This window comes from Flavobacterium sp. FlaQc-47 (assembly GCF_044006475.1).
Classification (GTDB): Bacteria; Bacteroidota; Bacteroidia; order Flavobacteriales; family Flavobacteriaceae; genus Flavobacterium.
Window position 1 is genome coordinate 285,880 of sequence record NZ_JBIPCQ010000006.1, and the last position, 22,643, is coordinate 308,522.

The following is a 22,643-nucleotide window of genomic DNA, read 5'->3' on the forward strand; positions in this document are numbered from 1 at the left end:
TTGGCATATAATTATTTAACACAAAGTCCCGATAGCTAGCGGGACATAGAATTTTTAGCAAAAAAAAAAAGCGTTTCACTAAAACACACAAATCTAGTGATGCGAAAGAAATATAATTCTTTTAACGTTTTCGTTTCGATCTAGAAACTGTTATCAATTCATTAACAAAAAACAAAGAGTAATGATATGATTTTTCTTCATTATTAACTTACTTTGTAGTTATTCTAAAAATTCTAACCTTATGAAAAAATTAAGTTTACTGGTAGTTACTTTATTTGCTGCCTTTACAGTTCAAGCTCAGGACGTAGTGAAATTTGCTCCGCTGGACGCAAGCCCGGTTGATATTTCGTATTTCCCAAATAAATCGGTTAAATTCAAAAAAACTGATAATCCATCACCGGTAATTAAGGTTACTTATGCAAGACCTTCTGCTAAGGGACGTGTTATTTTTGGTGAAGTGCTTAAGTTTGGTGAGATGTGGAGAGTTGGTGCTAACGAAAATACAGAAATCAAATTCTACAAAGCAGTTACAATTGACGGAAAAAATATTCCGGCTGGAACGTATAGTTTATTTGCTATTCCTGAAAAAGATAAATGGACCATTATTATCAATAAAGAACTTGATATGTGGGGAAATTATGCCTACGATGAAAGCAAAGATATTGCAAGAGTTTCGGTTCCTGTAAAAACAGTTTCAACTCCTATTGAAGCTTTATCAATTGCTTTTACCACTCAGGGATCTGTTGCTAATTTGGTAATTGGATGGGATAAAACAACGGTTGAAGTTCCTATTACAATCAAATAATTTTCATCAGTAAAATAAAAAAAAGAGAGACTATTAAAAAAAATAGTCTCTCTTTTTTTTTATAATGCATGAATTTAAAAGCTAAATTTAATTACTTAATATAAATTCCTAAGCTGTTACTACAGATGGTTCTAATATTTTATCGAGTGTAATTGGCAAATCTCTGACGCGTTTTCCTGTTGCGTTAAAAACGGCGTTTGCAATTGCCGGAGCCATGCCTACTAAAGCGGTTTCTCCAAGTCCTTTAGTTCCCATTGGGTTGCTGACTGGATCTTTTTTATTGACAAAAAACACTTCTTGTTTTTCAATATCGGCGTTTACGGGAACATGATAATCAGCAAAATTATTATTGATTGCACGACCAAAACGGTGATCGATTTCAAGAGATTCCATTAATCCCATCCCGATTCCTCCTACCGCTCCGCCATACATTTGTCCTGCCGAAGTTTTCTGGTTGATTACTGTTCCAATATCCGCACAGGAAACTACATGAGCAATTCTGATTTTTCCTAAATTCGGGTTTACCAATACTTTTACAAAATGTACAGAAAACGAATAAATAGAATATTTCTTAGCTTCTTCAGAACCTTTTGATTCATTTTCTACTGATAATTCTTCAAGCTTATTATTGTTCAGTAATGACACTAAACTGACTGATTTTTTAGCGTCTTTTTTAGATGATATTCCTCCATTTGTAAAACTTAAATCAGTTATTGGGCTATTTTTGAACATTTCATTTTCTGTTGCTAATCCCAGCGTTTTGCTAACCAGTAAATTACAGGCATCATGAACCGCAGAACCTACGGATGATGTTGTAGCAGATCCTCCCTGAGTGGGTCCTTTCGGCAAACCGCTTCGTCCCATTTCAATTATTACATTTTCTGTTGGGATTCCTGTTATTTCGGCTCCAATTGCCGTCATCATTGTTGCCGTTCCCGGTCCCATATCGTTTACGCTGCATTGTAAAACCAAAGAACCATTTGCCAGAAATTTTGCTTTTACTGTAGTAGGATTTCGGAACGAACCAAAAGTCCCCGTTCCCATTCCGTAACCTACAAGCCATTCGCCTTCACGAACAGATCCGGGTTTGTTTTTTCGGTTTTTCCAGCCAATGCGTTCCATTCCGCCTTCGTAACATTCTAACAGATATTTACTGCTCCACGGTTTATTTTGTTCCAGATCTTTTTCGGCATGATTTCGTTTTCGAAACTCAATTGGATCCAGATCCAGTTTATGCGCTAATTCGTCAATCGCACTTTCTAAGGCAAATGATCCTGTAGCTTCTCCCGGACCACGCATCCAGATGGGTGTACAGGTATCGAGTTCAGCAATTCGATATTTGGTCGAAACATTGGCACAATCGTACATAAAGCGTGACATGTTTACGGTCGCTTCGGTAAAATCTTCATAATTAGAAGTCATTGCCAGAGCTTCATGTGTTAATCCTGTCAGTTTACCTTCTTTTGTTGCTCCCAATCCCATTTTTTGAATTGTGTACGGACGAAAACCAACATTGGTAAACATTTGTTCGCGGTGCAAAACCAATTTCACCGGACGATTTATTTTTTTTGACCCAATAAGTGCTGCGATTTCATAAGGCCAGGTATGTAATCCCATCCCAAAAGCACCGCCTAAATATTCTGAATGTACCTCAACATCTTCGGGAGGAATTCCAAACACGTTTCCTACGCTTTTTCTGGTTCCTTCAACACCCTGGCTTTTTGTATATAAAACAGGCTTGTTGCCCTCCCATTTCGCAATAATATTGGCTAATTCCATCGGATTATGAACTTCGGTAGGAATCGTATATTCTTCTTCCAGAACCACTTCGGCATTTTTATAACCGTCCTCAATTCCTCGATTATAATCTTTTGCGCGTTCTCCGCCGGGTAATTTTCCCTTATCTTTTACTTTTTCAAGTTCGGTTGTATGTTCTTCTTTCAAATATTCGGCTTTAATAAGACTCGCCGCATATTGCATGCGCTCAAAAGTATCGGCAATTACAAGGGCAATGGGCTGATCATAATATCGAACGGAATTATCTTTGAATATTTGTAAAGGCTGACCTAAATTTTCTCGCTTTTTGGGCTGTTCATATCCTGCGGGTTTGTCTACATTTAAATGAGTAATTACCGCCAAAACTCCCGGCGCCCATTCGGCTTTTTTAGTATCTATGGATTTAATTGTTCCTTTGGCAATAGTACTTCCCACCAAACATGCATAGGTAATGCCCGGTGTTTTATATTCGGCTGAATAAGTCGCTGAACCTGTTACTTTAGCAAATCCGTCAACTCTGTTTATATTACTTGTCTTGCTCATAATTCGAATTATTTAGATGCTGCTATTGTCAATGCTTCTGTGATTGCATTTGGTCCAAGCGTCAGTTTAAAATCATTATCACCGTAACTTCTGGCACCTTTCATGGCTAAATCGGCAGCTTTTTTGAAGGTTGTTTCAGAAACTGTTTTTCCTTTCAAGAATTCTTCCGCTTCGGTAAGTCGCCACGGTTTGTGTGCAACTCCGCCCATTGCAAGTCTTGCCTCCTGAATTGTATTATTCTGAATATCTAAACCAACGGCTACAGATAGTAAGGCAAAAGCATAACTGCTTCGGTCACGAACTTTTAGGTAATGAATATTTTTGGTAAAATTATTAGTCGGAATTTCGATTGAAGTAATGATTTCTTTCTCTAAAAGTGTATTGTCTTTTTCGGGCGTATTTCCCGGAAGGCGATGAAAATCTGTGAATTTAATTTCTCTTTTTCCTTTAGGTCCTTCAACAAAAACCGCAGCGTCTAAAGCGGCAAGCGCAATACACATATCACTGGGATGAACAGCGATACAACTATCCGAAGCACCAAAAATAGCATGCATTCTATTCGATCCGCCAATCGCTCCGCAGCCACTTTTAGGAACACGTTTATTGCAGGGCATATCTGTATTATAAAAATAAGAACAACGTGTGCGCTGTAGCATATTTCCTCCTATGCTTGCCATATGCCTGATTTGTTGCGAGGCTCCCGCGGCTAATGCCAATGCCAGTAAAGGATATTTTTCCCCTATTAATTTATCTTCGGCAACCTGACTGTTTTTTGCCAATGCGCCTATGGAAACTTTTCCTGTCAGGAATTCTATTTGTTTTAAATCAACTCCATTAATGTCTATCAGTTTATCAGGCGCGACAACATTTTTCTTCATCAAATCGACAAGATTGGTTCCGCCTGCAATAAACATGGCGGAGTTTTCTTTGGCAATACTTGATACGGCAGATTTAGATGATAATGCTCTTATTATTTGAAAGTTTTTCATAATGCCTTTCCTCCTTCCTTAACTTCTGTAATTGCATCTACTATATTGTGATAAGCGCCACATCTACAGATGTTGCCGCTCATATATTCTCTAATTTCTTCTCTGCTGTTCGCGTGACCTTCTTTAATACAGGCAATTCCTGACATGATTTGTCCGGGAGTACAATATCCGCATTGAAAACCGTCATTTTTAATGAAAGCTTCCTGCATTGGGTGAAGTTTTTTTCCTTGAGAAAGTCCTTCGATTGTAGTCACTTGAGTATTTTGCTGCATGGATGCAAATGACAAACACGATAATATCCTGGTGCCGTTTACGTGCACTGTACACGCGCCACATTGCCCGTGATCACAGCCTTTTTTAGTTCCGGTAAGTAATAATTGTTCTCTTAATAAATCTAACAGTGTGGTTCTGGGTTCTATATTCAAAGTGTGTTTTACGCCATTTACTTCTAGCGAAAGCGGAACTGTTTCCAGATATTCGGCGATTTTTTCATCCCATTTATTTTCAGAAGCCATGACCAGTGAAGGCGGAGCCAAAGCAAGTGCAGTCAATAAACCTGACTTTTTTATAAAATCGCGTCGTGAAGAACCGGATTCTTCCTCGATCGCTTTATTTCTAATTGTTCTTTTGGCAGCCATGAATACTGTTTTAAATTAGTAAAAGTCTAAATGTTACTCTAACAAATTTAAGAATCCTATGTGACAAAAAGTTACATAATTGACATAAACTCTATTTAAAATGCATATTTAGAATGATTAAAAAAGCAAAAATTAAATTCCTAAATTGTATTTTTACTTTATTAAGAATTAAAGCATGTCTCAAAAGCCCATCATATATCTCGATAATAATGCAACTACCCAACTTGATAAACGGGTACTTGACGTTATGCTTCCGTATTTTACCAACTCGTATGCAAATGCAAGCAGTAATCATTTGGCGGGATTAACGATTCATGAAGCGGTTGAAAATGTTGCGTGGCAAACTGCGAACTTAATTGGTGCAAAAGCGGAGGAAATTATCTTTACCTCCGGCGCTACAGAATCGATTAATCTGGCGATTAAAGGATTGGCAAATCAAAACAAGAAACACATTGTTACGGTTGCTACAGAACATAAAGCGGTTCTTGATACTTGCCACTTTATGGAAAATCTAGGTTTTGAGGTTACGTATTTACCTGTTGGTTCTGACGGAATTTTAGATTTAAATCTATTAAATGAATCTATTACTGATCAAACCTTGATAGTGATTGTTATGATGGTGAATAATGAAATTGGGGTTCTTCAGGATATTAATACAATATCAGCAATAGTTCATGCTAAAAACGCTCTTTTTATGTGCGATGCAACTCAGGCTGTGGGAAGAATTCCTGTTGATGTCGAAAAGCTAAGAATTGACATTTTAGCTCTTTCGGCACATAAGTTTTATGGTCCAAAAGGAATTGGTGGTTTGTATATTTCCGCTAAAGCGAAAGTAAAACTGATTCCGCAAATACATGGCGGAGGTCAACAACGCAAATTACGCAGCGGAACGCTTAATGTTCCGGGAATTATTGGACTTGGAAAAGCTTGTGAAATCGTTCATGCGGAAATGGAATGGGATCAAAAAAGAATCAGCAAACTTAGAGATGATCTTGAAAAAGGTTTATTGCAAATTGAAGGATCTTTTGTAAACGGCAGTGCTGTAAACCGAGTTTGCAATACTACGAATATTTGCTTTCCGGGAGTTAATTCTGAAAGGTTGATTCTTGCTCTGCAGCATGTTTCGGTTTCTAATGGTGCGTCTTGTTCTTCCGTTACTTCTGAACCTTCCCATGTATTAAAAGCTTTGGGTTTATCTGATGAAAATGCTTTGAGTTCAATACGTTTTAGTTTAGGAAAATTTACAACTGAAGTTGAGATTGAGGAAGCTATTGAGCGGGTTTTGGGTTTAGTAAGACAGCTAAGATTATAAAAAGATCATCGGGCAAAGTCGCAGATTTTTTGTTTTAAGTCATGATTTTTTGGAAAAAAAATAATCGCGCAAAGTAGCAGAGTCGCAAAGTTTTATTTTAAAGAAGATTTGGAGGAGCTTAATATTTGTATTCACAGACGATATGTTTATGTTGCTTATAAATATGTCGCTCCGATGGAGCTAAATCGCCAAGACTAAAATAATATTACTATAAATATTATGCTCCGATGGAGCTTTGATTACAGGGCGCTCTTTTTATTCAAACGGAACACTTTATTCTACCATTCGTTTATCGCGCCGCTTTGTCATTTCGACGAAGGAGAAATCACATATAAAACTCCGTAAAGAATATCGCCAATATTTGTCTGTTCACTATTGTGATTTCTCTCCGATGCTTTGAGATCGAAATGACAAGATTGCGTCAAAAAACCTCTTCACCTTTGTCGCTTTGTCCCTCTGAACCTTTTTTCAAGAAATAAGTTTCAAATAATCTTCTTCTGTATCAATATCTATATTTCCTTTTTCGAAAGAGATTGAAGCAGTATCATCATAAAATTTGTTAATGATTTTTTTTGCACCTTCCTGTCCTTTTAAATTCAGTAATTCATTAAAATATTTTTTATGAAAAAGTACCGGAGTTCCTAACGTCTCTGAATATGCCGATGCTACAATTCCGTTATTGGTTGTATGGTGTTCGTGGATTAAATTCTCAAAAATAGCGGTAGTTACAAATGGCTGATCACAAACGGAAAAAATACATTTTTCGATTTCCGGATAAAGGCGTAATATTTCGGTTAAACCTTTTGATATCGAAGTTGACATTCCGGATTGCCAATCCGGATTAAAAATTACTGTGGCTTTTGAAGCTGTGATTTCTCTCTCTGCCAATTCATGATTTGCTCCTGTAACTACTATAATTGCAGTGTTTTCAACTAAAGAAGCTTGTAAAATTGTATTTTTTAAAAGAGTTGTGTTTTTATACGAAAGCAATTGTTTGGGCTTTCCCAATCGTGATGAGTTTCCTGCTGCTAAAATGACGATTCCAATTTTGTCTTTCATATTATGCGAGATTATTTATGCTATGAATTTTCTCGGTTTTGTATTTTAGCGAACTTCCTTTTTTGGCGCTCATTACCGCTTTTATTTCAGATACAATCGATAAGGCAATTTCTTCTGATGTTTCTGCACCTAAATCAAGCCCGATTGGTCCGTAAATAGTATTGAGCTTTTCATCGCTCACATGAATTCCTTCATTTTGCAAATCGTCAAGCATACGGTTGAGTTTTGTTTTTGGTCCAAGAACTCCAATATAGTGGCAATTGGTTTCTAAAAGAAGTTTTAAAACTGCTAAATCGTATTTGTAATTGTGTGTGATTAATACAAAATAAGTCTGTTCGTCTATGATAATATTTTCTAATAATTGTTCCGGTTTTACAACAAGTATATTTTTTGCATCGGGAAATCTCTTTTTTGTGGCGTGAGTGGCGCGGCCTTCGCCAATTGTAATTTCCCAGCCTAATAATGATGCAATTCTTACAAGTGGCTGAACATCATTTCCTGCGCCTGCAATAACAAGTGAAACAGGAGGATTTATATAGGCCAGAAGGGCTTCGTTGTGATCGTTATCTTCGATTTTATTTACAACTGTAGTTTTGTTTTGGATTGTTGCTTTTACCTCTTCGAGAATATTCAATGCGATTGCATTGCTGTAAATTGGCTCAATATCTTCCCGAAAAAATAATATGGTTCCTATTTGTGTGGCTTGTCTTTCAAGGGAAAAAATAGTAGCAACTACGGCTTCTTTTCGTTTAAGTTCTAATTGCTGTAAAAGATGAACAGGATTATTTTGGACCTCATCATTAATATACTCAAAAAGGATATGTACAATTCCGTTACAGCCTAACTGCAAACCTACTTCGCTGTCATCTTCATTACTTGTGTTATAGGTAATGAGTTTATTTTGTTGTTGATTTATTGACAAAAGTGCTTTTCGCAACGCGTCACCTTCTAAACAGCCTCCGCTTATGGCACCTGTTAGCAAACCATCTTCGGTTACTAACATACGTGCTCCGGGCTGACGGTATGACGAGCCTTCAACCTTGACAACTGTCGCAAGTGCTGTCTTTTTTCCCGCTGCTTTTGCTGCTGAATATGCTTTTAAAATTTCGCTTATTTCCTTCATACTTATAATCGTTCCTAACAAAAATAGGGCTTTTTTTGATTTTTACCTCAGATTTTAATAAGATTGAATAGGTCTGTTTTATAAAATAACGTCTTTAATAATGATGGTAAAATTTTAAATAATGTTGCGGATATAATTAAAAAGCACCGCCATATTTTGTATATGACAGTGCTTTAACCAAAAAAATTACTAAAAACTACTGGTAAACAAGGTAAAAACTGAAAGACTGGATATTAAATGAATAACACTCAGCTTAGTCTGAATTACTCCTGATTTTTTAATGCCAACATTATTGCTGCGAAACACGAAAAGAGTACGCCACAAGCCAAATTAATTTTCATTTTATATTCAAAAAGCCCCTCGGATATAAATGCATAACCTATTAAAAGGACACCAACAATTAGAAAGAAAATTCCAATTACAAAACGCAAATCATATAATTTATTCATAGCTGATTTATTAAAAGAAAATAATATTAAACATAAGTGTAACTATTAAAACGGCAACCCCCATCCATAGCGGATTTTTATACCATACTTTACTGGAATCTGTTTGTTTTGGTGTAAGACTGTACACTAATCCAACTAATTCTTCCTCTGGTTTTGGTTTTGTAAACAAGCTTATTAAAACGGTTACGGCAACACATACAAGGAAAGAAATCCATGCAATATTAAACGCCTGACTTGTACCTGAAAAATACTCGTGAGTATTTGCTATCCATCCTCCTTTTCCCTCGGCTACGGTCAGACCGTGTGTAATTGTTGCTGTCGCTGTTCCGGCAAGTAATCCCCAAAAAGCGCCATGCCCTGTTGTTCTTTTCCAGAACATTCCCAAAAAGAATGTTGCAAAAAGCGGTGCATTGACAAAACTGAATACCAATTGCAGTAAATCCATTATGTTATTAAAACCACGGGCAACATAGGCTGTCATAATTGAAATTAGAATTCCGGCTATTGTGGCAATTTTTCCCACATAGTAGTAATGTTTTTCAGATGCGTTTTTCTTAATGTGGGATTGGTAAATATCAAATGTCCATACGGTATTAAATGCAGTAACATTACCTGCCATTCCGCTCATAAACGAAGCGATTAATGCTGTTATACCTACTCCTAAAATTCCGTTGGGATATAATTTCTGCAATAATATTGGCAGTACCATATTGTAATTGGTATCTCCATTTGCATTTACCGGGAGTTCAAATCCGGGAAATTTATTTTGCAATGCAAGAATTATTATTCCGGGTAAAATAACAATTGCAGGCATTAAGATTTTAGGAATAGCGGCTATAATTGGGGTTCTTTGTGCATCAGATAAATTCTTGCTGATCATGGCTCGTTGTACTACAAGGAAATCCGTACACCAATATCCAAAAGCCAAAACAAATCCCAGTCCAAAAACCATACTAAAGGCATCAATTCCCATAGGATTATGGGACGGATCGTCTAATCCTTTCCACATATGCAGTTTATAGTCTGCTACATTTGCCACAATTCCTTCCCATCCTCCTATTTTGTAAAGACCAATAAAAACAAGTGGAGCAATTCCTAAAACGATAAGAAAAAACTGAAGCACTTCATTGTAAACGGCACTTGTTAAACCGCCCATAAAAATATAAACAAATACTACTGCCGCAGCGACCCAAATGGAAAGATCAAAATTCCAACCTAAAATAACGTCCATTAACATCGCTAATGCATATAACGAAACGCCGGATGAGAAAACTGTCATTGCTGCAAAACTTAATGCATTAAAAGTTCTTGTTTTTTCATCAAAACGAAGTTTTAAGTATTCAGGAACGCTTCTGGCTTTGCTTCCGTAATAAAACGGCATCATAAAAACGCCCAGAAAAATCATCGCCAAAGCTGCGCCAAGCCAATAGTAATGAGCCGTATACAAGCCATATTTAGCTCCATTTGCAGCCATTCCCAATACTTCCTGTGCGCCTAAATTAGCAGAAATAAAAGCAAGACTTGTGATCCACAACGGAATGCTGCGATTGCTCATTAAAAAATCATTTGCTGATTTTACTTGTCTTTTGAGCAAAAAACCAATGCCTATCACAAAGACAAAGTAAATGGCGATAATGAGGTAATCAATCAATTCTAATTTCATAGTAATAGTTTGTTTGATAATAGTTTAATAAACGCTTGATTTATTTCCCGGTTTTAAGCGGCGTTAACACGGGTAAATTAATTTGTTAATGGCGCAACTTTATACAAATGAATCGACCATAAAAAACGGGTATCAAACTATTGTGGTTGAGTTAATAATAGTTTTGTATTTTTATGAATTATATTGTATTTCGGAATTTAAAGGGGTTCATTTCAATTCCTTTTATTTCCAGATCTACTAAAAATAAAGTGCCACTGTCAGGAAATTGTTTTAACTGTTCTTCAGTTAATCCTGTACTTGCAGTTGTTATTAATAATTGTGTCATATTACTTCCTCCAAATGCACAAGAGCTAACATTTGGAGCATTAACTTCTACTTGTCCCAGCAGTTTGCCGCAGGCTGGATCGTATCTATTTACATAACCTTCTCCCCACATGGCGACCCATAACATTCCTTCATGATCGATTGTCATGCCGTCTGGTGTACCGTTTTTATGACTCATTTCAACAATAACAGCCTCGTTTGAAATCGTGCCTCTACTTAAGTCAAAATCATAGCTTTTAATAGTATAATCGAAAGAGTCGATATAATACATTTTAGTATTGTCTTTGCTCCAGCAAATTCCGTTTGAAACTTTTCGATTTGGAATTTTTTCTATAATTTCTGTGCCGTCAAAACTATATAATGTTCCGGTTGTTCCTTTGGCTTCCTTATTCATTGTTCCTATCCAAAGTCGGCCTTTGGCATCACATTTTCCATCATTTGACCTGTTTGTTGGTATATCTGCTTCGAGTTTTATAAGCTCTTGTAATTCTCCTGAATCAAAATCGAAAATTGAAATTGAGTTTTCCAAACCTAAAATGAGTCTTCCATCTTCTGTGGGAACTACTGTTCCTATTTTCTCGTGAAGCTGCCGCTCTTTTGTGATTTTAGAAGCCAGATCAATTGTGCCAACTTTTTGCCCTTCTATATCTATATAAAAAAAGGCATTATGAAATGTGCCCCAAATTGCTCCTTCTCCCAGAATTAGTTTTGGATTTTTTAATGAAATAGCATTCCAGATTTGCATTTACTGATCCTGCATTAGGGCATTTCTTCCTCCATCAATTAAGTAGGTTACTCCGCTTGCAAATGATGCATAATTACTTGCAAGAAAAACACACCACGCTCCTATGTCCTCCGGCGATCCCATTTTTTTAACGGGATGCAGATCAATTGTTCGTTGTTTTTCAATTGATGGATCTGGAAAAGAATCAAACCATTTTTGATTTCCCGGTGTATCAATAAAACCTGGAGCAATGCCTACAGTTCTTATTTCCGGTCCCCATTCTATTGCTAAACTTCGAACTAATCCTGTCAGCGCAGTTTTTGCCACGTTATAGGGAAAACAACCCGGAATGGTAGAAAAAGCATGATTTGATGTCATGATGATAATTACTCCGTTATTTTTTTCTAAATAAGGTTTGCACAATTTCGACAATCGCCAGTGCGATGCAAGATTAAGATTTATATTTTTCTGCCAGTGTTGTTCATCACAATTGATTGTACCTTCAAACACATTTTGTCCGGAATTTGAAACGAATACATCAATTCTACCAAATTTGTCAATCGTATTTTTAACCAGATTTTTTAAGTCTTCCTCTACTGTAACATCACATTGTGTATATATTGACCTGACAGCTTTATCATTTAATATTTGAATAAATTCACCGCTGCTTTGAGATGTGGCACAACCGGAAATATTTGCTCCCGCTTTTGTAAACATTTTTGCAATCCCAGCACCAATTCCGGTGGTTACGCCGGTTATCAAAACTGTTTTTCCTGTAAAATCTATTTGAAACATATTTATTTTATAATCAAATTTATATTGAGCAGCTTTCCGGCTGAAATTCACTTTATGTTACTGACTTAGCTGATTTGTCCAGTAACACAGCATAAAATCAGACATAAAAACCAGGTCTCGGAATCAATATTCCGGGATGTTTTTCCATTTCTTCTTCTACTAAATCTACTCCCAAACCTGGTCGTTCGCTTAAACGCAAATGTCCGTTATGAATCATATCTTTTATAGGATGTGTAATTACAGTATCTCTCCATGGTACATCGTTAAACATAAATTCCTGACGGAAAAAGTTTGGAACTGAAGCGCATACATGCGCTGATGCCAAAGTAGACAAGGGACCGTTTGGATTATGCGGTGCTAACAAAACATTATAGGCTTCCATCATTGTTGCCATTCTTTTCATTTCAGATGGTCCTCCGCAACGGGTAATATCGGGCATCATAATATCACAAATGTTTTTTTCTAATACCGGGCGAATTCCATGTCTGGTATAATGTCTTTCTCCCACACATATTGAAATATTTGATGGTATACGTTCTCTCATTGCCCGTAAAGTATCTGCACTTTCAGGACCTGCCGGCTCTTCATACCAGGTAATATCTAAGGTTGATAATCGTTGTGCCATTTTTACTGCCACTCTGTAATTTAGCATAGCATGGGTTTCGATCATAATGTCAAAATCCGGTCCTACTGCGTCACGAACTGCTTTGCTTACATTGAAAGCTAAATCCTGCTGTGCAGATGTAAGGGTGAGGTTTGACGATAAGTCTTCACCATATAAATAATTGGTGTGTGCAAATGGGTCGAACTTTAATCCTGTAAATCCTGCTTCTTTTACTTTTAGTGCCTGGGCAGCATAATCGTGAGCATTATGTCCTCCGCCGGTAAACCAATAATTGGCGTACAATAAGATGTCTTTCCTAAAGGAACCACCCAACAACTCATAACAAGGAGTTCCTAATACCTTCCCTTTTAAATCGAGTAAAGCCATATCAATTCCACTAATGGCACATAAGCTTGCTCCGTAAGGTCCAACCCAATTTAAATCACGGTATAATTTTGTCCAGATAAAGTCAGTTTTCATGGGATCAAGTCCAATGATTCGTTCTCCAATGTGTTTTGCTGCATTGTAAACAATTGGGCTTCCCGGCCAGTTTGTGGCTTCTCCCACTCCGGTGTGTCCGGTGTCTGTATATATTTTTAGAAGTGTCCAGTTGTATTTAACTCCTTCTACCAGCCATACTTTTACATCTATAATTTTCATCTCTGTTGTATTAATATCTTGATTGTATTCTCTTATTTAAAATAATATGCTTTCCAAAATTTCAGTTCTAACAAATTATCTTACATAATACCATAGGTATCAAATGCTTCTCTGGTACTCATGCCCTCCTGAATTTTTTGCTGTACTATTTTTTCTCCTCTTGCTTTTTCGATAGCTAACCGAAAAACTTCTACTTCAATTTCCTGTGGTACAACGCAAACACCGTCTATGTCTCCTACTATAATATCTCCTGAATTAATTTTTACGCCTTTTATCTCAATTGGTACTCGAAAGTCAATTACTTTACCTCGCGGCGCCTGATCTTGTGAATAACGTCCGTAGGAGAAGGAAGGAAATCCTAAATCTAATATTCCTTTTGTATCTCTTGAATAACCGTCAACGACTGCCCCTGCGGCACCTAATATCTGAGCGCGGGTTGCCATTAGTTCTCCCCATAATGCGTAAGATGGTGATGAACCTGTACAGATGTAGACTTCATTTTTTTTAAGATCATCCAGTGCTTCAAGCATTAATCCGAATGGTCTGTTCAAAACAGGATTATTATTGCTGAAATTTGAAACAACATCTGCTTCCAGTACTGTCATGGCACGGCCTACAATAAACATATCATCTCGTAATGGCTGTATTTGAGGTGGAAGAAACTGGTTCAGCAAATCCATCTTATCCATAATATCTCCTATTACTGCCGTATAAAGTTCTTTACGTACAATATCAAAAAGTTCCTCGTCATTTTTCCAAAATATAGTTTCCATTACTTTCAAATTTTATTTATTGATTGTCTTATAAATTTCTTTTCTCAAAAGTATAGCATAAACCATTTTGGGTATTTACACTAAGTTAACTGATACTTAAACTATATTAATCACTTAGTCTTTTCGTGTGATAATTATATTTAATATTGTTTAAGTTTATCCCCTCAACCTTTATATACTCTATTATGAAAGCCATATTAATTGAATTACCCTGTCATCAATCTTCTCTGCTTACTGTTAAAAAAGTAAAGAAGCATGATTTTGACGCCACGTTTCACTTTCATGATTTCTGTGAATTAAGTTTTGTTCAAAAAAGCAACGGAAAAAGAATTATCGGGGACAGTATTACGAGTTTTCATGATGGAGATTTAGTACTTATGAGTCCAAATCTTCCTCATATGTGGTATGAAGATGTAACAGGTAATCATCCTCACAAGAATAAATCTGTTGAGGCGATTGTAATCTATTTTCCACTTAATTTTTTTGAAAAAGTATGCAATGATGTTGGGGATTTGTCCAAAAAAAGAACTCTTTTTGAAAAAGCAAACAGAGGAATGCGTTTTAGTGGGAAAACAAAGAAAAAAATAACAAAGCATTTAGAAAAAATGACAATTATGGAGGGACTTTCTCAGGTAATTGAGTTTTTTAAAATTGTGAATATTATGCTTCATACAGATGAATATGAATTTCTGGCAGGTTTGGGTTACAGCTATTCCTATAATGAAAAAGATACTGAAAGAATGAATAAAGTTTATAACTACATCATGATGAATTTTACAAAACCTATTTCATTAGAAACTATCGCTTCCATAGCTCACATGACTCCTCCGGCTTTTTGCACTTTTTTTAAGAAGAGGGCTCAAAAGTCATTTACACGTTTTTTAAATGAATTAAGAACCGGACATGCCTGCAAGCTTTTACAAAATGAAAAATTATCCATATCAGATGTATGCTATGAAAGTGGTTATCAAAATTTTGTGAATTTCAATAAATATTTTAAGCAACTAATAGGAAAGACGCCTAGTACGTATCGCAAAGAATTTTTGATAATAAGTAATTTTTAAATTTAAATACAGGAATTTTTATTCGTTCAGCATTAAAAAGTAATTTAATTTAGATGTTATTTTTTCCCGCTTGTTGTTTAATAGAAATATCTTATCCGGATTTGTGGCAGAATATCCATAAAATATTTGATCTGCTTCCGGCTTATCATAATTAAGTACATAGATTGTTCCGTCGGGGTCATTCCCTAATCCTCTCTCCAGATTGTAATTTCCTTTTTGTACTCTCTTTTTTTCCGGTTGCTTTTTTTTATAAATTGTTATTAATTCAAATTTATGTGTTTCCATCGTACCATCACCCTGATAAATTTTCAATACAGTTTCGATTCCTTCACAATCTGCGCACGGCAGTAATCCTTCATATACAGATACTTTATCTAAAGCATCTTCTGTATTTTCATTATCTGTTTCCGGAGATGATATTTGACCGGTTTCTTCTTTGTTTTTAGAATTACAAGACAATAATACACAGGCAAAAATGAGCATTAAAATTAACTTTTTCATAGAATATAGTTTTAAAACAAATATAAGAATATTCTTGTATTTAAATTCAGTAATGGCTTTTGTTTTAGCTTTTTTCTGAAATAAATTAGAAAGACATTTAATAGGGCATACCATTTTTTCTACTTTGTAAATATCTAATAGTGTATCTAATATTTTTAGTATTTGTATGATTTATATGATGAAGTTTTGTATTTTTATCTGTACCAAAATAAATAATTTAACTAAAATAAAAACCTTATGGGAAAATTTGTAATTACTAAAAGAACCAATGGTGAATTCCAATTTAATTTAAAAGCAGGAAATGGTCAGACAATTTTAAGCAGTGAAGGCTATAGCTCGAAATCGGCTTGTGAAAACGGAATTGAATCTGTTCAAAAAAATTCGAAAGATGATACCAAATTTGAAAAACTGGAATCTAAAAGCGGAAAATGGTATTTCAATTTAAAAGCCACTAACGGGCAAATAATTGGTTCGAGCGAAATGTATGAAAGTGTAAGCGGAAGAGATAACGGAATTGAATCTGTAAAAACAAACGCCGCTGACGCGGTTACAGACGATCAAACAGTATAAATTTATTCTACAATATTAAAAAAACGGGATTATAAAAATCCCGTTTTTTTGCTTTTTTATTTTACAAAACTTATTTAAAGTTGTCCGTATTTATCTTTATATCGAGATAATTCTTCTTCTGTTTTGTTTAATAATTTTTCTAACAGTTTTATTTTATCTTCATAAAGTGCCTTTAAAGTGGCTGTATTATCAGAGTTAATCTGGATGCTTCCGTTATTATTTCCTCTTACTTTATTGAAACTATTAAAATATCTCTGACTGTCAAAACTAATAACATCTTCGACGCTGACTTCGAGAATACGGGCAATTTCGACCAATTTTATGTAAGACAGGATCGTTTTTCCTTTTTCAATTTTACTATAACCTGCCTGTGTAACTCCTAGTTGATCCGCCATATATTCCTGGGTATAATTTTTTAATTCTCTAATGCTTTTGATTTTGTTTTTTATTGAAGAGGTCATAATTTTATTTAGGGGTATTTTTATAGCTAAAACGGACCGGTATTAAACTTTTAGTATTACAGCTATAATTTTTTAAATGTGTAATATCTATACTACTTCAATGGTAGGTTTGTGCAGTATTTGTTCATTTTTTTTTAGTTGTAATAAAATAACCATATAAAATAGCAGCTGCTATCAAAACTAAATCATATTGGGAGATTGCTCGTAATAGCATTGTTCAATTTGTGGGTTAGTTGTGTGTTTTAAAAGTCGGTCAAAGTTGTGATGTAAATACTGATCAATCTGTTTGCCTACCAAAGGCCGATCTGCGATTTTGATTTTTACTTTGGTTTCTTTTTTATAAATGTCTCTCACTATGACATAATATTCAAATTCGATATCATTGTAAAATCTCAAAATAATAAGAATTGTATATATTAGTAAAGTTGGACCTATGTAATACAACTCCATTAAACTGGAGAAAACCATGCAATAATATGCCAAAGCTGTAACTAAAATAAAAGCGGAATTTTCAAGAAAGTAAGTCTTCTTTTTTTTGAGTAAACCAAGTTCTAAAATTTCATTAAAACTGTATCGCCATCTATTTGATCCGTACTGAAAGTCGACCTGGTCTTGTGTTAGGGTAAGGAACATAATAATTTGGGATTAATATAAAACATTACTGGTAGAGCAATATTACGATTATCTCATTTTTTTTTCTTACAAACCCTCTTATAGAATATAACTATAAGTTGTAATTAAATCTAAAAACATCAATTTTTACTTATTTTTTTACTCTTTTGCGTCAGAATTTAGCTTGGACAATATTTCTTGTCAAAAATCTACAAAAACGATTTAGTAACATTTAAAGTTTCTGCTATCCAATTAATGGCTAATTCTGTGGATTTGAAAAAGATTTTAGTGGTGTTTTTGAATACCCTGTTTTTGTTTGAAAATTAAAATCGGCAGGATTACATTTATTTCGACATCAATTCCTGAATTTTAGCATCTGAAATTTCGGGATTTGCACCTGGAGCTTCGGCAACTAAAGCTCCTATTGCGCAGGCGAAATCTATTGCTGTCTGAGGATCTTTTCCTGTAAGTAATGAAGTAGTCAATGCTGCTAAAAAGGAATCGCCCGCTCCTACTGTGTCCGCAACTTTAATGGGATATCCTTTATTTTCATACAATTTTCCTTCCCAGAATAATAAAGCTCCGTGTTTGCCTTTTGTAACACAAATTCCCGTTGCTCTTGTATGGTTGATTATAAAATGGATATTGTCTTCTAAAGGTGTAAAAGGTGATTTTAAAGCCGAAGCAATTTCTAACAATTCATCGTCGTTGAATTTTATAAAATCTGCAGATTGCATTAATTTATCCAGAATTTCATACGTATAATGTGGTTTTCTTAAATTGACATCAAAAACTTTATATACATTTGTTTCTAATAATTCTTCGAGAGATTTCCTTGATACTTTGTCCCTGCAAACCAAACTTCCGTAAATTAGTACATCTGCATCTTTCACTATATTTTTAGCCTGATCATTCAACACAATTTTATCCCATGCCGATGGATAATTTATAATATAGCTTGCAGATCCTTTTTTATCTAATGTCACTTCGACTAATCCTGTTGGATACTCCTTTGATTGTATGATAACATCAGTTTCAAGTCCTAATTTTTTTACGTGATTGATAATGTCTTCGCCGTCTTTGTCATTTCCTACACAACTTATCATGGCGACATCACAACCTAATGTTTTCATTCGTAAAGCGACATTTAAAGGTGCGCCGCCAATTTTTTTTTCATCATCAAAAACATCCCAAAGTACTTCTCCGTAGGCTACTGCTTTAAGGCTTTTTTTTATATTCATGCTCAACTTTTTTATATTTAATATAGGTTCTAACTATAAAGTTAGACTTTTATTTTTTGCCGTGCTAAAAAATTGAGAATGTCTAATGAGTAAAAAGACGATTTTAAAAGAAGAATTTAGGTTTACCAAAAGTACAATCTTATCATTTCAATCCCGAAGCTGAGCGAGATAAATCACATTAAAAATTCCGCAAAGAATGTCGTAAATCTGTGTCGAATATTGGGATGTGACCTACTTTATAGGTTCGCTACCGCTTGGGTCTCCTACGGGCGAGATGACATATAAAAATCTATTGAATCCAGATTATATATCGCTCCGATGGAGCTATTGAAAAGAATGCCTGTAATTATGCTATAAATATTGCGCTCCGCTGGAGCTTTCTCCTCTTTCTAGCAAAAAATTGCTAATTCTCTGGCGACGTAATCTCTCCAATTTATGCCTTATTATTAATCTATAGGATAGTCACAGCGTGACGTTATCTTTATAGAAATCCATAATTTATTTAACAAAACCGCATCGGGGTGATATATATCGCTCCCATGGAGCTATTGAAAATAATGCCAATAATTTATGCTATAAATATTGCGCTCCGCTGGAGCTTTCTTCTTTCTAATAAAAAAATAATTAATTGTCTAGTGCCGTAATCTTAAATTTATAATATTTCTATAAGATAGTCACAGCGTGACGTTATATTTATAGAAATTCACAAACGCATTCAACAAAAACCCCATCGGGGTGATATATATAGTTCCGATGGATCTATTGAAAATAACGCAAATAATTTATGCTATAAATATTACACTCCTAAAGCTATTCTTTAATCCAATAAAAAAACAATTAAACCTCTTGCGCCGTGTGCTCCTAAAACTAATGATTGTTCAATATCAGCGGTTTTTGATGGTCCTGCAATAAAAGTCCCGAAACCATATTCCTGATTTCCAATTCTTTCATATGCCTGATGCATTGTGGCTACAATATTTTTTTTATGTACTACGATTGCCAGATATTGGGCGATAAAGGGTGAAATACGTTGTCCCAAAAGATCATCTGTCACCCAAAGCGCGCTATTTTCGGCAACGCCAAAATGAGCTTTTATAATATTTAACTCTACATCCTGAAGTGAATGCGGATCCTCATTTGTCCAGTCTAAAGCGGCAATTCCAGAAAGTTCCGGAATTGTGGTAATAATGCGTTTTTCAATCGCATAATTTTTTTTGATATATTCTAAAATATCAGTATAATCAGAAACTTCAACAGGATCTCCTCCAATATTTTTAAGTACTGTTTTGTAGGTTTCCAGAATATCAAATTGCTCTGAACCTAAAACATTCAGGTTAGGTAATTCAGTAACAAAAGCAGGTTGGTTTTGCTTTATTTTATTTAAAATATCCGCTTTACTACTCATTGTTTTTTGCTTTTGATTCTCTTGAATTTTTCTTGTACCACTCTCTAAAAGATTCCTCGGGAACTTCTGGCATTTCGCGTTGATCGTACCATTTGTTCATTTTATTATGTACTAATCCGGGAATATTTTTCATTACAAAACGACCTGATTTTCCGGCAATATTAAAAATCGTGGGATTCGCTAAAACCTTTGCCATCGTATTCATTGCAATTGTTTTTGATGTTGGCGTATGTCCTTCTTTTACCAAAACCTGACGCCATTTGTACAATTGGTCGTGTATATCAATTTTTACCGGACAAACATTAGTGCATGAACCACAAAGTGTACTTGCAAATGGTAAGTCGGCATTTTTGCTCATGTCTAAATTGGGTGCTAAAATCGCTCCAATTGGTCCTGCAACAGCGTTGTGATAACTGTGTCCGCCGCTGCGTCTGTAAACGGGACACGTATTCATACACGCTCCACAACGAATGCATTTTAGGGAATTTCTAAAATCTTCTCTTCCTAATTGGGTGCTTCTGCCGTTATCCACAATCACAATATGAATTTCTTTTCCGTCTCTGGGTTTCTTAAAATGACTTGAAAAAGTGGTTATGGGTTGTCCGGTTGCGCTTCGTGCCAATAATCTCAGAAAAACACCTAAATGTTTGCGTTGCGGAATTAACTTTTCAAATCCCATACACGCAATATGAACATCGGCTAAATGTGCGCCCATATCGGCATTTCCTTCATTGGTACAAACTACAATTTCGCCCGTTTCTGCAATGGCAAAATTGACTCCTGTTAAAGCTACTTTACGGGTTAGGAATGTATTTCGTAAACTCAAACGTGCAGATTCGGTTAAATATTGAGGATCGATGTTTCCTTTTTCTGTACCAAGATGTTCATGAAAAGTTTCGCTTACATCTTCTTTTTTTAGGTGAATTGCAGGCAAAACAATATGGCTGGGTGGTTCTTTACGAAGCTGAACAATATATTCTCCTAAATCTGAATCGATGACTTCTATGCCTTTTTCAGCTAAATAATCGTTTAAATGGCATTCTTCTGTAAGCATTGATTTTGATTTCACCATTTGCTTTACATCGTGTTTTGCCATTATCGAATGCACGATTTCATTGTGTTCCTGTGCATCGGCAGCCCAATGTACTTTTATGCCGTTTTTTTGTGCATTAGCTTCAAATTCAATAAGATAATCGTGAATATTTGAAAGCACGTTATTTTTAATTTGGGAAGCTGTTTCACGAAGTAATTCCCAATCGTTTATTTGGTGCGCCGCTCTGTCTCGCTTTTCACGAACGAACCACAGTGTTTCGTCGTGCCAGTTTACGCGTTCTGCATCTTTGTTAAAACGTGTTGCGGCTTCGCTGTGCGGTATAACTTTTTCTGATGACATTTTTAATTATTTAAAAGTCAATTTTGAAATTAATTAAATTTCTAAATCTTAATTATTGGCAATTAATTTAACCGCAAAGCTAAATTTAATATTAGCGGACTTTGCGTTTTTTTTCTTTGCGGTTAAAAATCACACTCAAACTTATTTTTTAATTTTCAAGTGAATTTAATATTTCGGCGATATGAATGGTTTTTATCGGGCTTTTTTGTCTTTTCAGAATTCCTTCTAAATGCATTAAACACGACATATCTCCACCTGTAATATAATCTACGTGATGGTTTTCATGATCTTTGATTCGATCTTGTCCCATTTTGACCGAAACTGCTTCTTCGGTCACACAAAATGTCCCTCCAAAACCACAACATTCATCTTTTCTGGATAAAGAAACTAAATCCAGACCTTTTATATTATGAAGTAATTGTTCCGGTTTTGAGAAAAATGGTGCGTTTAATTCTGTCATCTGCGAAAGCTTTAATCCGCGTTGACCGTGACAGCTTACGTGCATTCCGACTCTGTAAGGAAAATTTCCTTCAATAGATTCTACTTTTAAAATATCGGTAATAAACTCAGTCAATTCAAAAACTTTACTGCGCATTGCTGCTGCCAGTTCCTCTTGTTTTTCGTCATGTAAATGTTCTTTAACATGCAAAACACAACTTCCGGACGGACAAACGATATAATCGAATCCGGAAAAATTGGCTATAAAGTTGGCATCACAGCCTTTGGTTAAATATTGATATCCGCTGTTTGCCATAGGTTGTCCGCAACAGGTTTGCCCCATCGGGAAATGAACTTCACAGCCTAATTTCTGCAAAAGTTCATAGGTTGCAATGGCTACTTTTGGATAAAACTGGTCGACATAACACGGTATAAATAATCCGATTTTCATATTCTGGGTAATTATTTAATCCTTTTATCTGTGGAGTATTAGCCCACGGATTTTGCGGATTGAACTGGTTTTACAGATTTTTCTGTTTTTATTTTCTGGCACGAATTTCAACAATCAGCACGAATTAATTAGCGGGAATTTGTGCAATTCGTGGCGAATATTTTTATCTTTTTAATCCTCATTTTTTGTCATTCCAAGAAACGAGGAATGATTATTAAAAATTAAAATCTGCTTAAATACGCCAAATCTGCGTGAAAAATTTTTAATCTG

Annotated in this window: 22 protein-coding genes; 4 read left to right on the top strand and 18 right to left on the bottom strand. The window is 35.3% G+C overall.

Going from position 1 to position 22,643, the window contains the following annotated elements:
• Positions 1–241: 241 nt before the first annotated feature.
• Positions 242–805, top strand: coding sequence for a DUF2911 domain-containing protein (locus ACHRVX_RS19395; RefSeq protein WP_395335237.1), 564 nt, complete (start codon positions 242–244; stop codon positions 803–805).
• A gap of 108 nt (positions 806–913) precedes the next feature.
• On the opposite strand, the gene ACHRVX_RS19400 is transcribed toward ACHRVX_RS19395, so the two are convergent.
• From ACHRVX_RS19400 to ACHRVX_RS19410, 3 genes are read right to left on the bottom strand one after another with little or no spacing between them, the layout of a single operon-like run.
• Entirely contained in the window at positions 914–3,124 is a 2,211-nt protein-coding gene (locus tag ACHRVX_RS19400; protein WP_395335239.1) for a xanthine dehydrogenase family protein molybdopterin-binding subunit, read from the bottom strand.
• Between the two features lie 8 nt (positions 3,125–3,132).
• Positions 3,133–4,113: an FAD binding domain-containing protein gene (locus ACHRVX_RS19405; protein ID WP_395335241.1), complete on the bottom strand. Its 981-nt coding sequence runs from the start codon at positions 4,111–4,113 to the stop codon at positions 3,133–3,135.
• Positions 4,110–4,751: a (2Fe-2S)-binding protein gene (locus tag ACHRVX_RS19410; RefSeq protein WP_395335244.1), complete on the bottom strand. Its 642-nt coding sequence runs from the start codon at positions 4,749–4,751 to the stop codon at positions 4,110–4,112. Before ACHRVX_RS19410 ends, ACHRVX_RS19405 begins: the two co-directional genes overlap by 4 nt.
• A gap of 175 nt (positions 4,752–4,926) precedes the next feature.
• On the opposite strand from ACHRVX_RS19410, the gene ACHRVX_RS19415 reads away from it, so the two are divergent.
• On the top strand, positions 4,927–6,063 hold the full coding sequence (locus ACHRVX_RS19415; RefSeq protein ID WP_395335245.1) for a cysteine desulfurase family protein: 1,137 nt from the start codon (positions 4,927–4,929) through the stop codon (positions 6,061–6,063).
• 468 nt (positions 6,064–6,531) lie between these two features.
• Here the strand turns inward: ACHRVX_RS19415 and ACHRVX_RS19420 are convergent, their stop codons facing one another.
• The 8 genes from ACHRVX_RS19420 to ACHRVX_RS19455 all read right to left on the bottom strand — a co-directional run bounded on the left by ACHRVX_RS19420 (position 6,532) and on the right by ACHRVX_RS19455 (position 14,237).
• A complete protein-coding gene (locus ACHRVX_RS19420) occupies positions 6,532–7,122 on the bottom strand; it encodes an NTP transferase domain-containing protein (protein WP_395335247.1) in 591 nt (196 codons plus the stop codon).
• A gap of 1 nt (position 7,123) precedes the next feature.
• On the bottom strand, positions 7,124–8,245 hold the full coding sequence (locus tag ACHRVX_RS19425) for an XdhC family protein (protein WP_395335248.1): 1,122 nt from the start codon (positions 8,243–8,245) through the stop codon (positions 7,124–7,126).
• Positions 8,246–8,508: 263 nt separating this feature from the next.
• Positions 8,509–8,694 carry a hypothetical protein gene (locus ACHRVX_RS19430; RefSeq protein ID WP_395335250.1) on the bottom strand — a complete coding sequence of 62 codons (186 nt, stop codon included), beginning with the start codon at positions 8,692–8,694 and terminating at the stop codon, positions 8,509–8,511.
• Between the two features lie 10 nt (positions 8,695–8,704).
• The gene (locus ACHRVX_RS19435) at positions 8,705–10,357 is read right to left on the bottom strand and encodes a sodium:solute symporter family protein (RefSeq protein ID WP_395335251.1); all 1,653 of its coding nucleotides are present in this window, start codon (positions 10,355–10,357) and stop codon (positions 8,705–8,707) included.
• Positions 10,358–10,535: 178 nt separating this feature from the next.
• Positions 10,536–11,426, bottom strand: a complete 891-nt coding sequence (locus tag ACHRVX_RS19440; RefSeq protein ID WP_395335253.1) for an SMP-30/gluconolactonase/LRE family protein — start codon at positions 11,424–11,426, stop codon at positions 10,536–10,538.
• Positions 11,427–12,200: an SDR family NAD(P)-dependent oxidoreductase gene (locus ACHRVX_RS19445; protein WP_395335255.1), complete on the bottom strand. Its 774-nt coding sequence runs from the start codon at positions 12,198–12,200 to the stop codon at positions 11,427–11,429.
• 97 nt (positions 12,201–12,297) lie between these two features.
• Positions 12,298–13,464, bottom strand: a complete 1,167-nt coding sequence (locus ACHRVX_RS19450) for a mandelate racemase/muconate lactonizing enzyme family protein (protein WP_395335257.1) — start codon at positions 13,462–13,464, stop codon at positions 12,298–12,300.
• Between the two features lie 80 nt (positions 13,465–13,544).
• Positions 13,545–14,237 carry an RraA family protein gene (locus tag ACHRVX_RS19455; RefSeq protein WP_395335260.1) on the bottom strand — a complete coding sequence of 231 codons (693 nt, stop codon included), beginning with the start codon at positions 14,235–14,237 and terminating at the stop codon, positions 13,545–13,547.
• 185 nt (positions 14,238–14,422) lie between these two features.
• Here ACHRVX_RS19455 and ACHRVX_RS19460 point away from each other — a divergent pair, with 185 nt between their 5' ends.
• On the top strand, positions 14,423–15,301 hold the full coding sequence (locus ACHRVX_RS19460) for an AraC family transcriptional regulator (RefSeq protein ID WP_395335262.1): 879 nt from the start codon (positions 14,423–14,425) through the stop codon (positions 15,299–15,301).
• 18 nt (positions 15,302–15,319) lie between these two features.
• Here the strand turns inward: ACHRVX_RS19460 and ACHRVX_RS19465 are convergent, their stop codons facing one another.
• Positions 15,320–15,802 (bottom strand): copper resistance protein NlpE, encoded by a 483-nt coding sequence (locus ACHRVX_RS19465; protein ID WP_395335264.1) that lies wholly within the window; start codon positions 15,800–15,802, stop codon positions 15,320–15,322.
• Positions 15,803–16,039: 237 nt separating this feature from the next.
• Between ACHRVX_RS19465 and ACHRVX_RS19470 the strand changes: the two genes are divergently transcribed.
• Positions 16,040–16,372 carry a YegP family protein gene (locus tag ACHRVX_RS19470; protein WP_395335267.1) on the top strand — a complete coding sequence of 111 codons (333 nt, stop codon included), beginning with the start codon at positions 16,040–16,042 and terminating at the stop codon, positions 16,370–16,372.
• A 74-nt stretch (positions 16,373–16,446) separates the two neighbouring features.
• On the opposite strand, the gene ACHRVX_RS19475 is transcribed toward ACHRVX_RS19470, so the two are convergent.
• The 6 genes from ACHRVX_RS19475 to ACHRVX_RS19500 form a co-directional block, all read right to left on the bottom strand.
• Complete coding sequence (locus ACHRVX_RS19475; RefSeq protein ID WP_395335269.1) at positions 16,447–16,833, bottom strand: helix-turn-helix transcriptional regulator; 387 nt, start codon at positions 16,831–16,833, stop codon at positions 16,447–16,449.
• A gap of 180 nt (positions 16,834–17,013) precedes the next feature.
• Positions 17,014–17,466 (bottom strand): hypothetical protein, encoded by a 453-nt coding sequence (locus ACHRVX_RS19480; protein WP_395335272.1) that lies wholly within the window; start codon positions 17,464–17,466, stop codon positions 17,014–17,016.
• Between the two features lie 323 nt (positions 17,467–17,789).
• Positions 17,790–18,686 carry a carbohydrate kinase gene (locus ACHRVX_RS19485; protein ID WP_395335274.1) on the bottom strand — a complete coding sequence of 299 codons (897 nt, stop codon included), beginning with the start codon at positions 18,684–18,686 and terminating at the stop codon, positions 17,790–17,792.
• A gap of 817 nt (positions 18,687–19,503) precedes the next feature.
• A complete protein-coding gene (locus tag ACHRVX_RS19490; protein WP_395335276.1) occupies positions 19,504–20,091 on the bottom strand; it encodes a lactate utilization protein C in 588 nt (195 codons plus the stop codon).
• Positions 20,084–21,484 (bottom strand): lactate utilization protein B, encoded by a 1,401-nt coding sequence (locus ACHRVX_RS19495; RefSeq protein ID WP_395335277.1) that lies wholly within the window; start codon positions 21,482–21,484, stop codon positions 20,084–20,086. Before ACHRVX_RS19495 ends, ACHRVX_RS19490 begins: the two co-directional genes overlap by 8 nt.
• A gap of 148 nt (positions 21,485–21,632) precedes the next feature.
• Positions 21,633–22,373 (bottom strand): (Fe-S)-binding protein, encoded by a 741-nt coding sequence (locus ACHRVX_RS19500; protein ID WP_395335279.1) that lies wholly within the window; start codon positions 22,371–22,373, stop codon positions 21,633–21,635.
• Positions 22,374–22,643: the final 270 nt, after the last annotated feature.

Coding starts and splice junctions, on each gene's coding strand:
- ACHRVX_RS19395 (WP_395335237.1), top strand. CDS start 242: ATGAAAAAATTAAGTTTACTGGTAGTTACTTTATTTGCTGCCTTTACA.
- ACHRVX_RS19400 (WP_395335239.1), bottom strand. CDS start 3,124: ATGAGCAAGACAAGTAATATAAACAGAGTTGACGGATTTGCTAAAGTA.
- ACHRVX_RS19405 (WP_395335241.1), bottom strand. CDS start 4,113: ATGAAAAACTTTCAAATAATAAGAGCATTATCATCTAAATCTGCCGTA.
- ACHRVX_RS19410 (WP_395335244.1), bottom strand. CDS start 4,751: ATGGCTGCCAAAAGAACAATTAGAAATAAAGCGATCGAGGAAGAATCC.
- ACHRVX_RS19415 (WP_395335245.1), top strand. CDS start 4,927: ATGTCTCAAAAGCCCATCATATATCTCGATAATAATGCAACTACCCAA.
- ACHRVX_RS19420 (WP_395335247.1), bottom strand. CDS start 7,122: ATGAAAGACAAAATTGGAATCGTCATTTTAGCAGCAGGAAACTCATCA.
- ACHRVX_RS19425 (WP_395335248.1), bottom strand. CDS start 8,245: ATGAAGGAAATAAGCGAAATTTTAAAAGCATATTCAGCAGCAAAAGCA.
- ACHRVX_RS19430 (WP_395335250.1), bottom strand. CDS start 8,694: ATGAATAAATTATATGATTTGCGTTTTGTAATTGGAATTTTCTTTCTA.
- ACHRVX_RS19435 (WP_395335251.1), bottom strand. CDS start 10,357: ATGAAATTAGAATTGATTGATTACCTCATTATCGCCATTTACTTTGTC.
- ACHRVX_RS19440 (WP_395335253.1), bottom strand. CDS start 11,426: ATGCAAATCTGGAATGCTATTTCATTAAAAAATCCAAAACTAATTCTG.
- ACHRVX_RS19445 (WP_395335255.1), bottom strand. CDS start 12,200: ATGTTTCAAATAGATTTTACAGGAAAAACAGTTTTGATAACCGGCGTA.
- ACHRVX_RS19450 (WP_395335257.1), bottom strand. CDS start 13,464: ATGAAAATTATAGATGTAAAAGTATGGCTGGTAGAAGGAGTTAAATAC.
- ACHRVX_RS19455 (WP_395335260.1), bottom strand. CDS start 14,237: ATGGAAACTATATTTTGGAAAAATGACGAGGAACTTTTTGATATTGTA.
- ACHRVX_RS19460 (WP_395335262.1), top strand. CDS start 14,423: ATGAAAGCCATATTAATTGAATTACCCTGTCATCAATCTTCTCTGCTT.
- ACHRVX_RS19465 (WP_395335264.1), bottom strand. CDS start 15,802: ATGAAAAAGTTAATTTTAATGCTCATTTTTGCCTGTGTATTATTGTCT.
- ACHRVX_RS19470 (WP_395335267.1), top strand. CDS start 16,040: ATGGGAAAATTTGTAATTACTAAAAGAACCAATGGTGAATTCCAATTT.
- ACHRVX_RS19475 (WP_395335269.1), bottom strand. CDS start 16,833: ATGACCTCTTCAATAAAAAACAAAATCAAAAGCATTAGAGAATTAAAA.
- ACHRVX_RS19480 (WP_395335272.1), bottom strand. CDS start 17,466: ATGTTCCTTACCCTAACACAAGACCAGGTCGACTTTCAGTACGGATCA.
- ACHRVX_RS19485 (WP_395335274.1), bottom strand. CDS start 18,686: ATGAATATAAAAAAAAGCCTTAAAGCAGTAGCCTACGGAGAAGTACTT.
- ACHRVX_RS19490 (WP_395335276.1), bottom strand. CDS start 20,091: ATGAGTAGTAAAGCGGATATTTTAAATAAAATAAAGCAAAACCAACCT.
- ACHRVX_RS19495 (WP_395335277.1), bottom strand. CDS start 21,484: ATGTCATCAGAAAAAGTTATACCGCACAGCGAAGCCGCAACACGTTTT.
- ACHRVX_RS19500 (WP_395335279.1), bottom strand. CDS start 22,373: ATGAAAATCGGATTATTTATACCGTGTTATGTCGACCAGTTTTATCCA.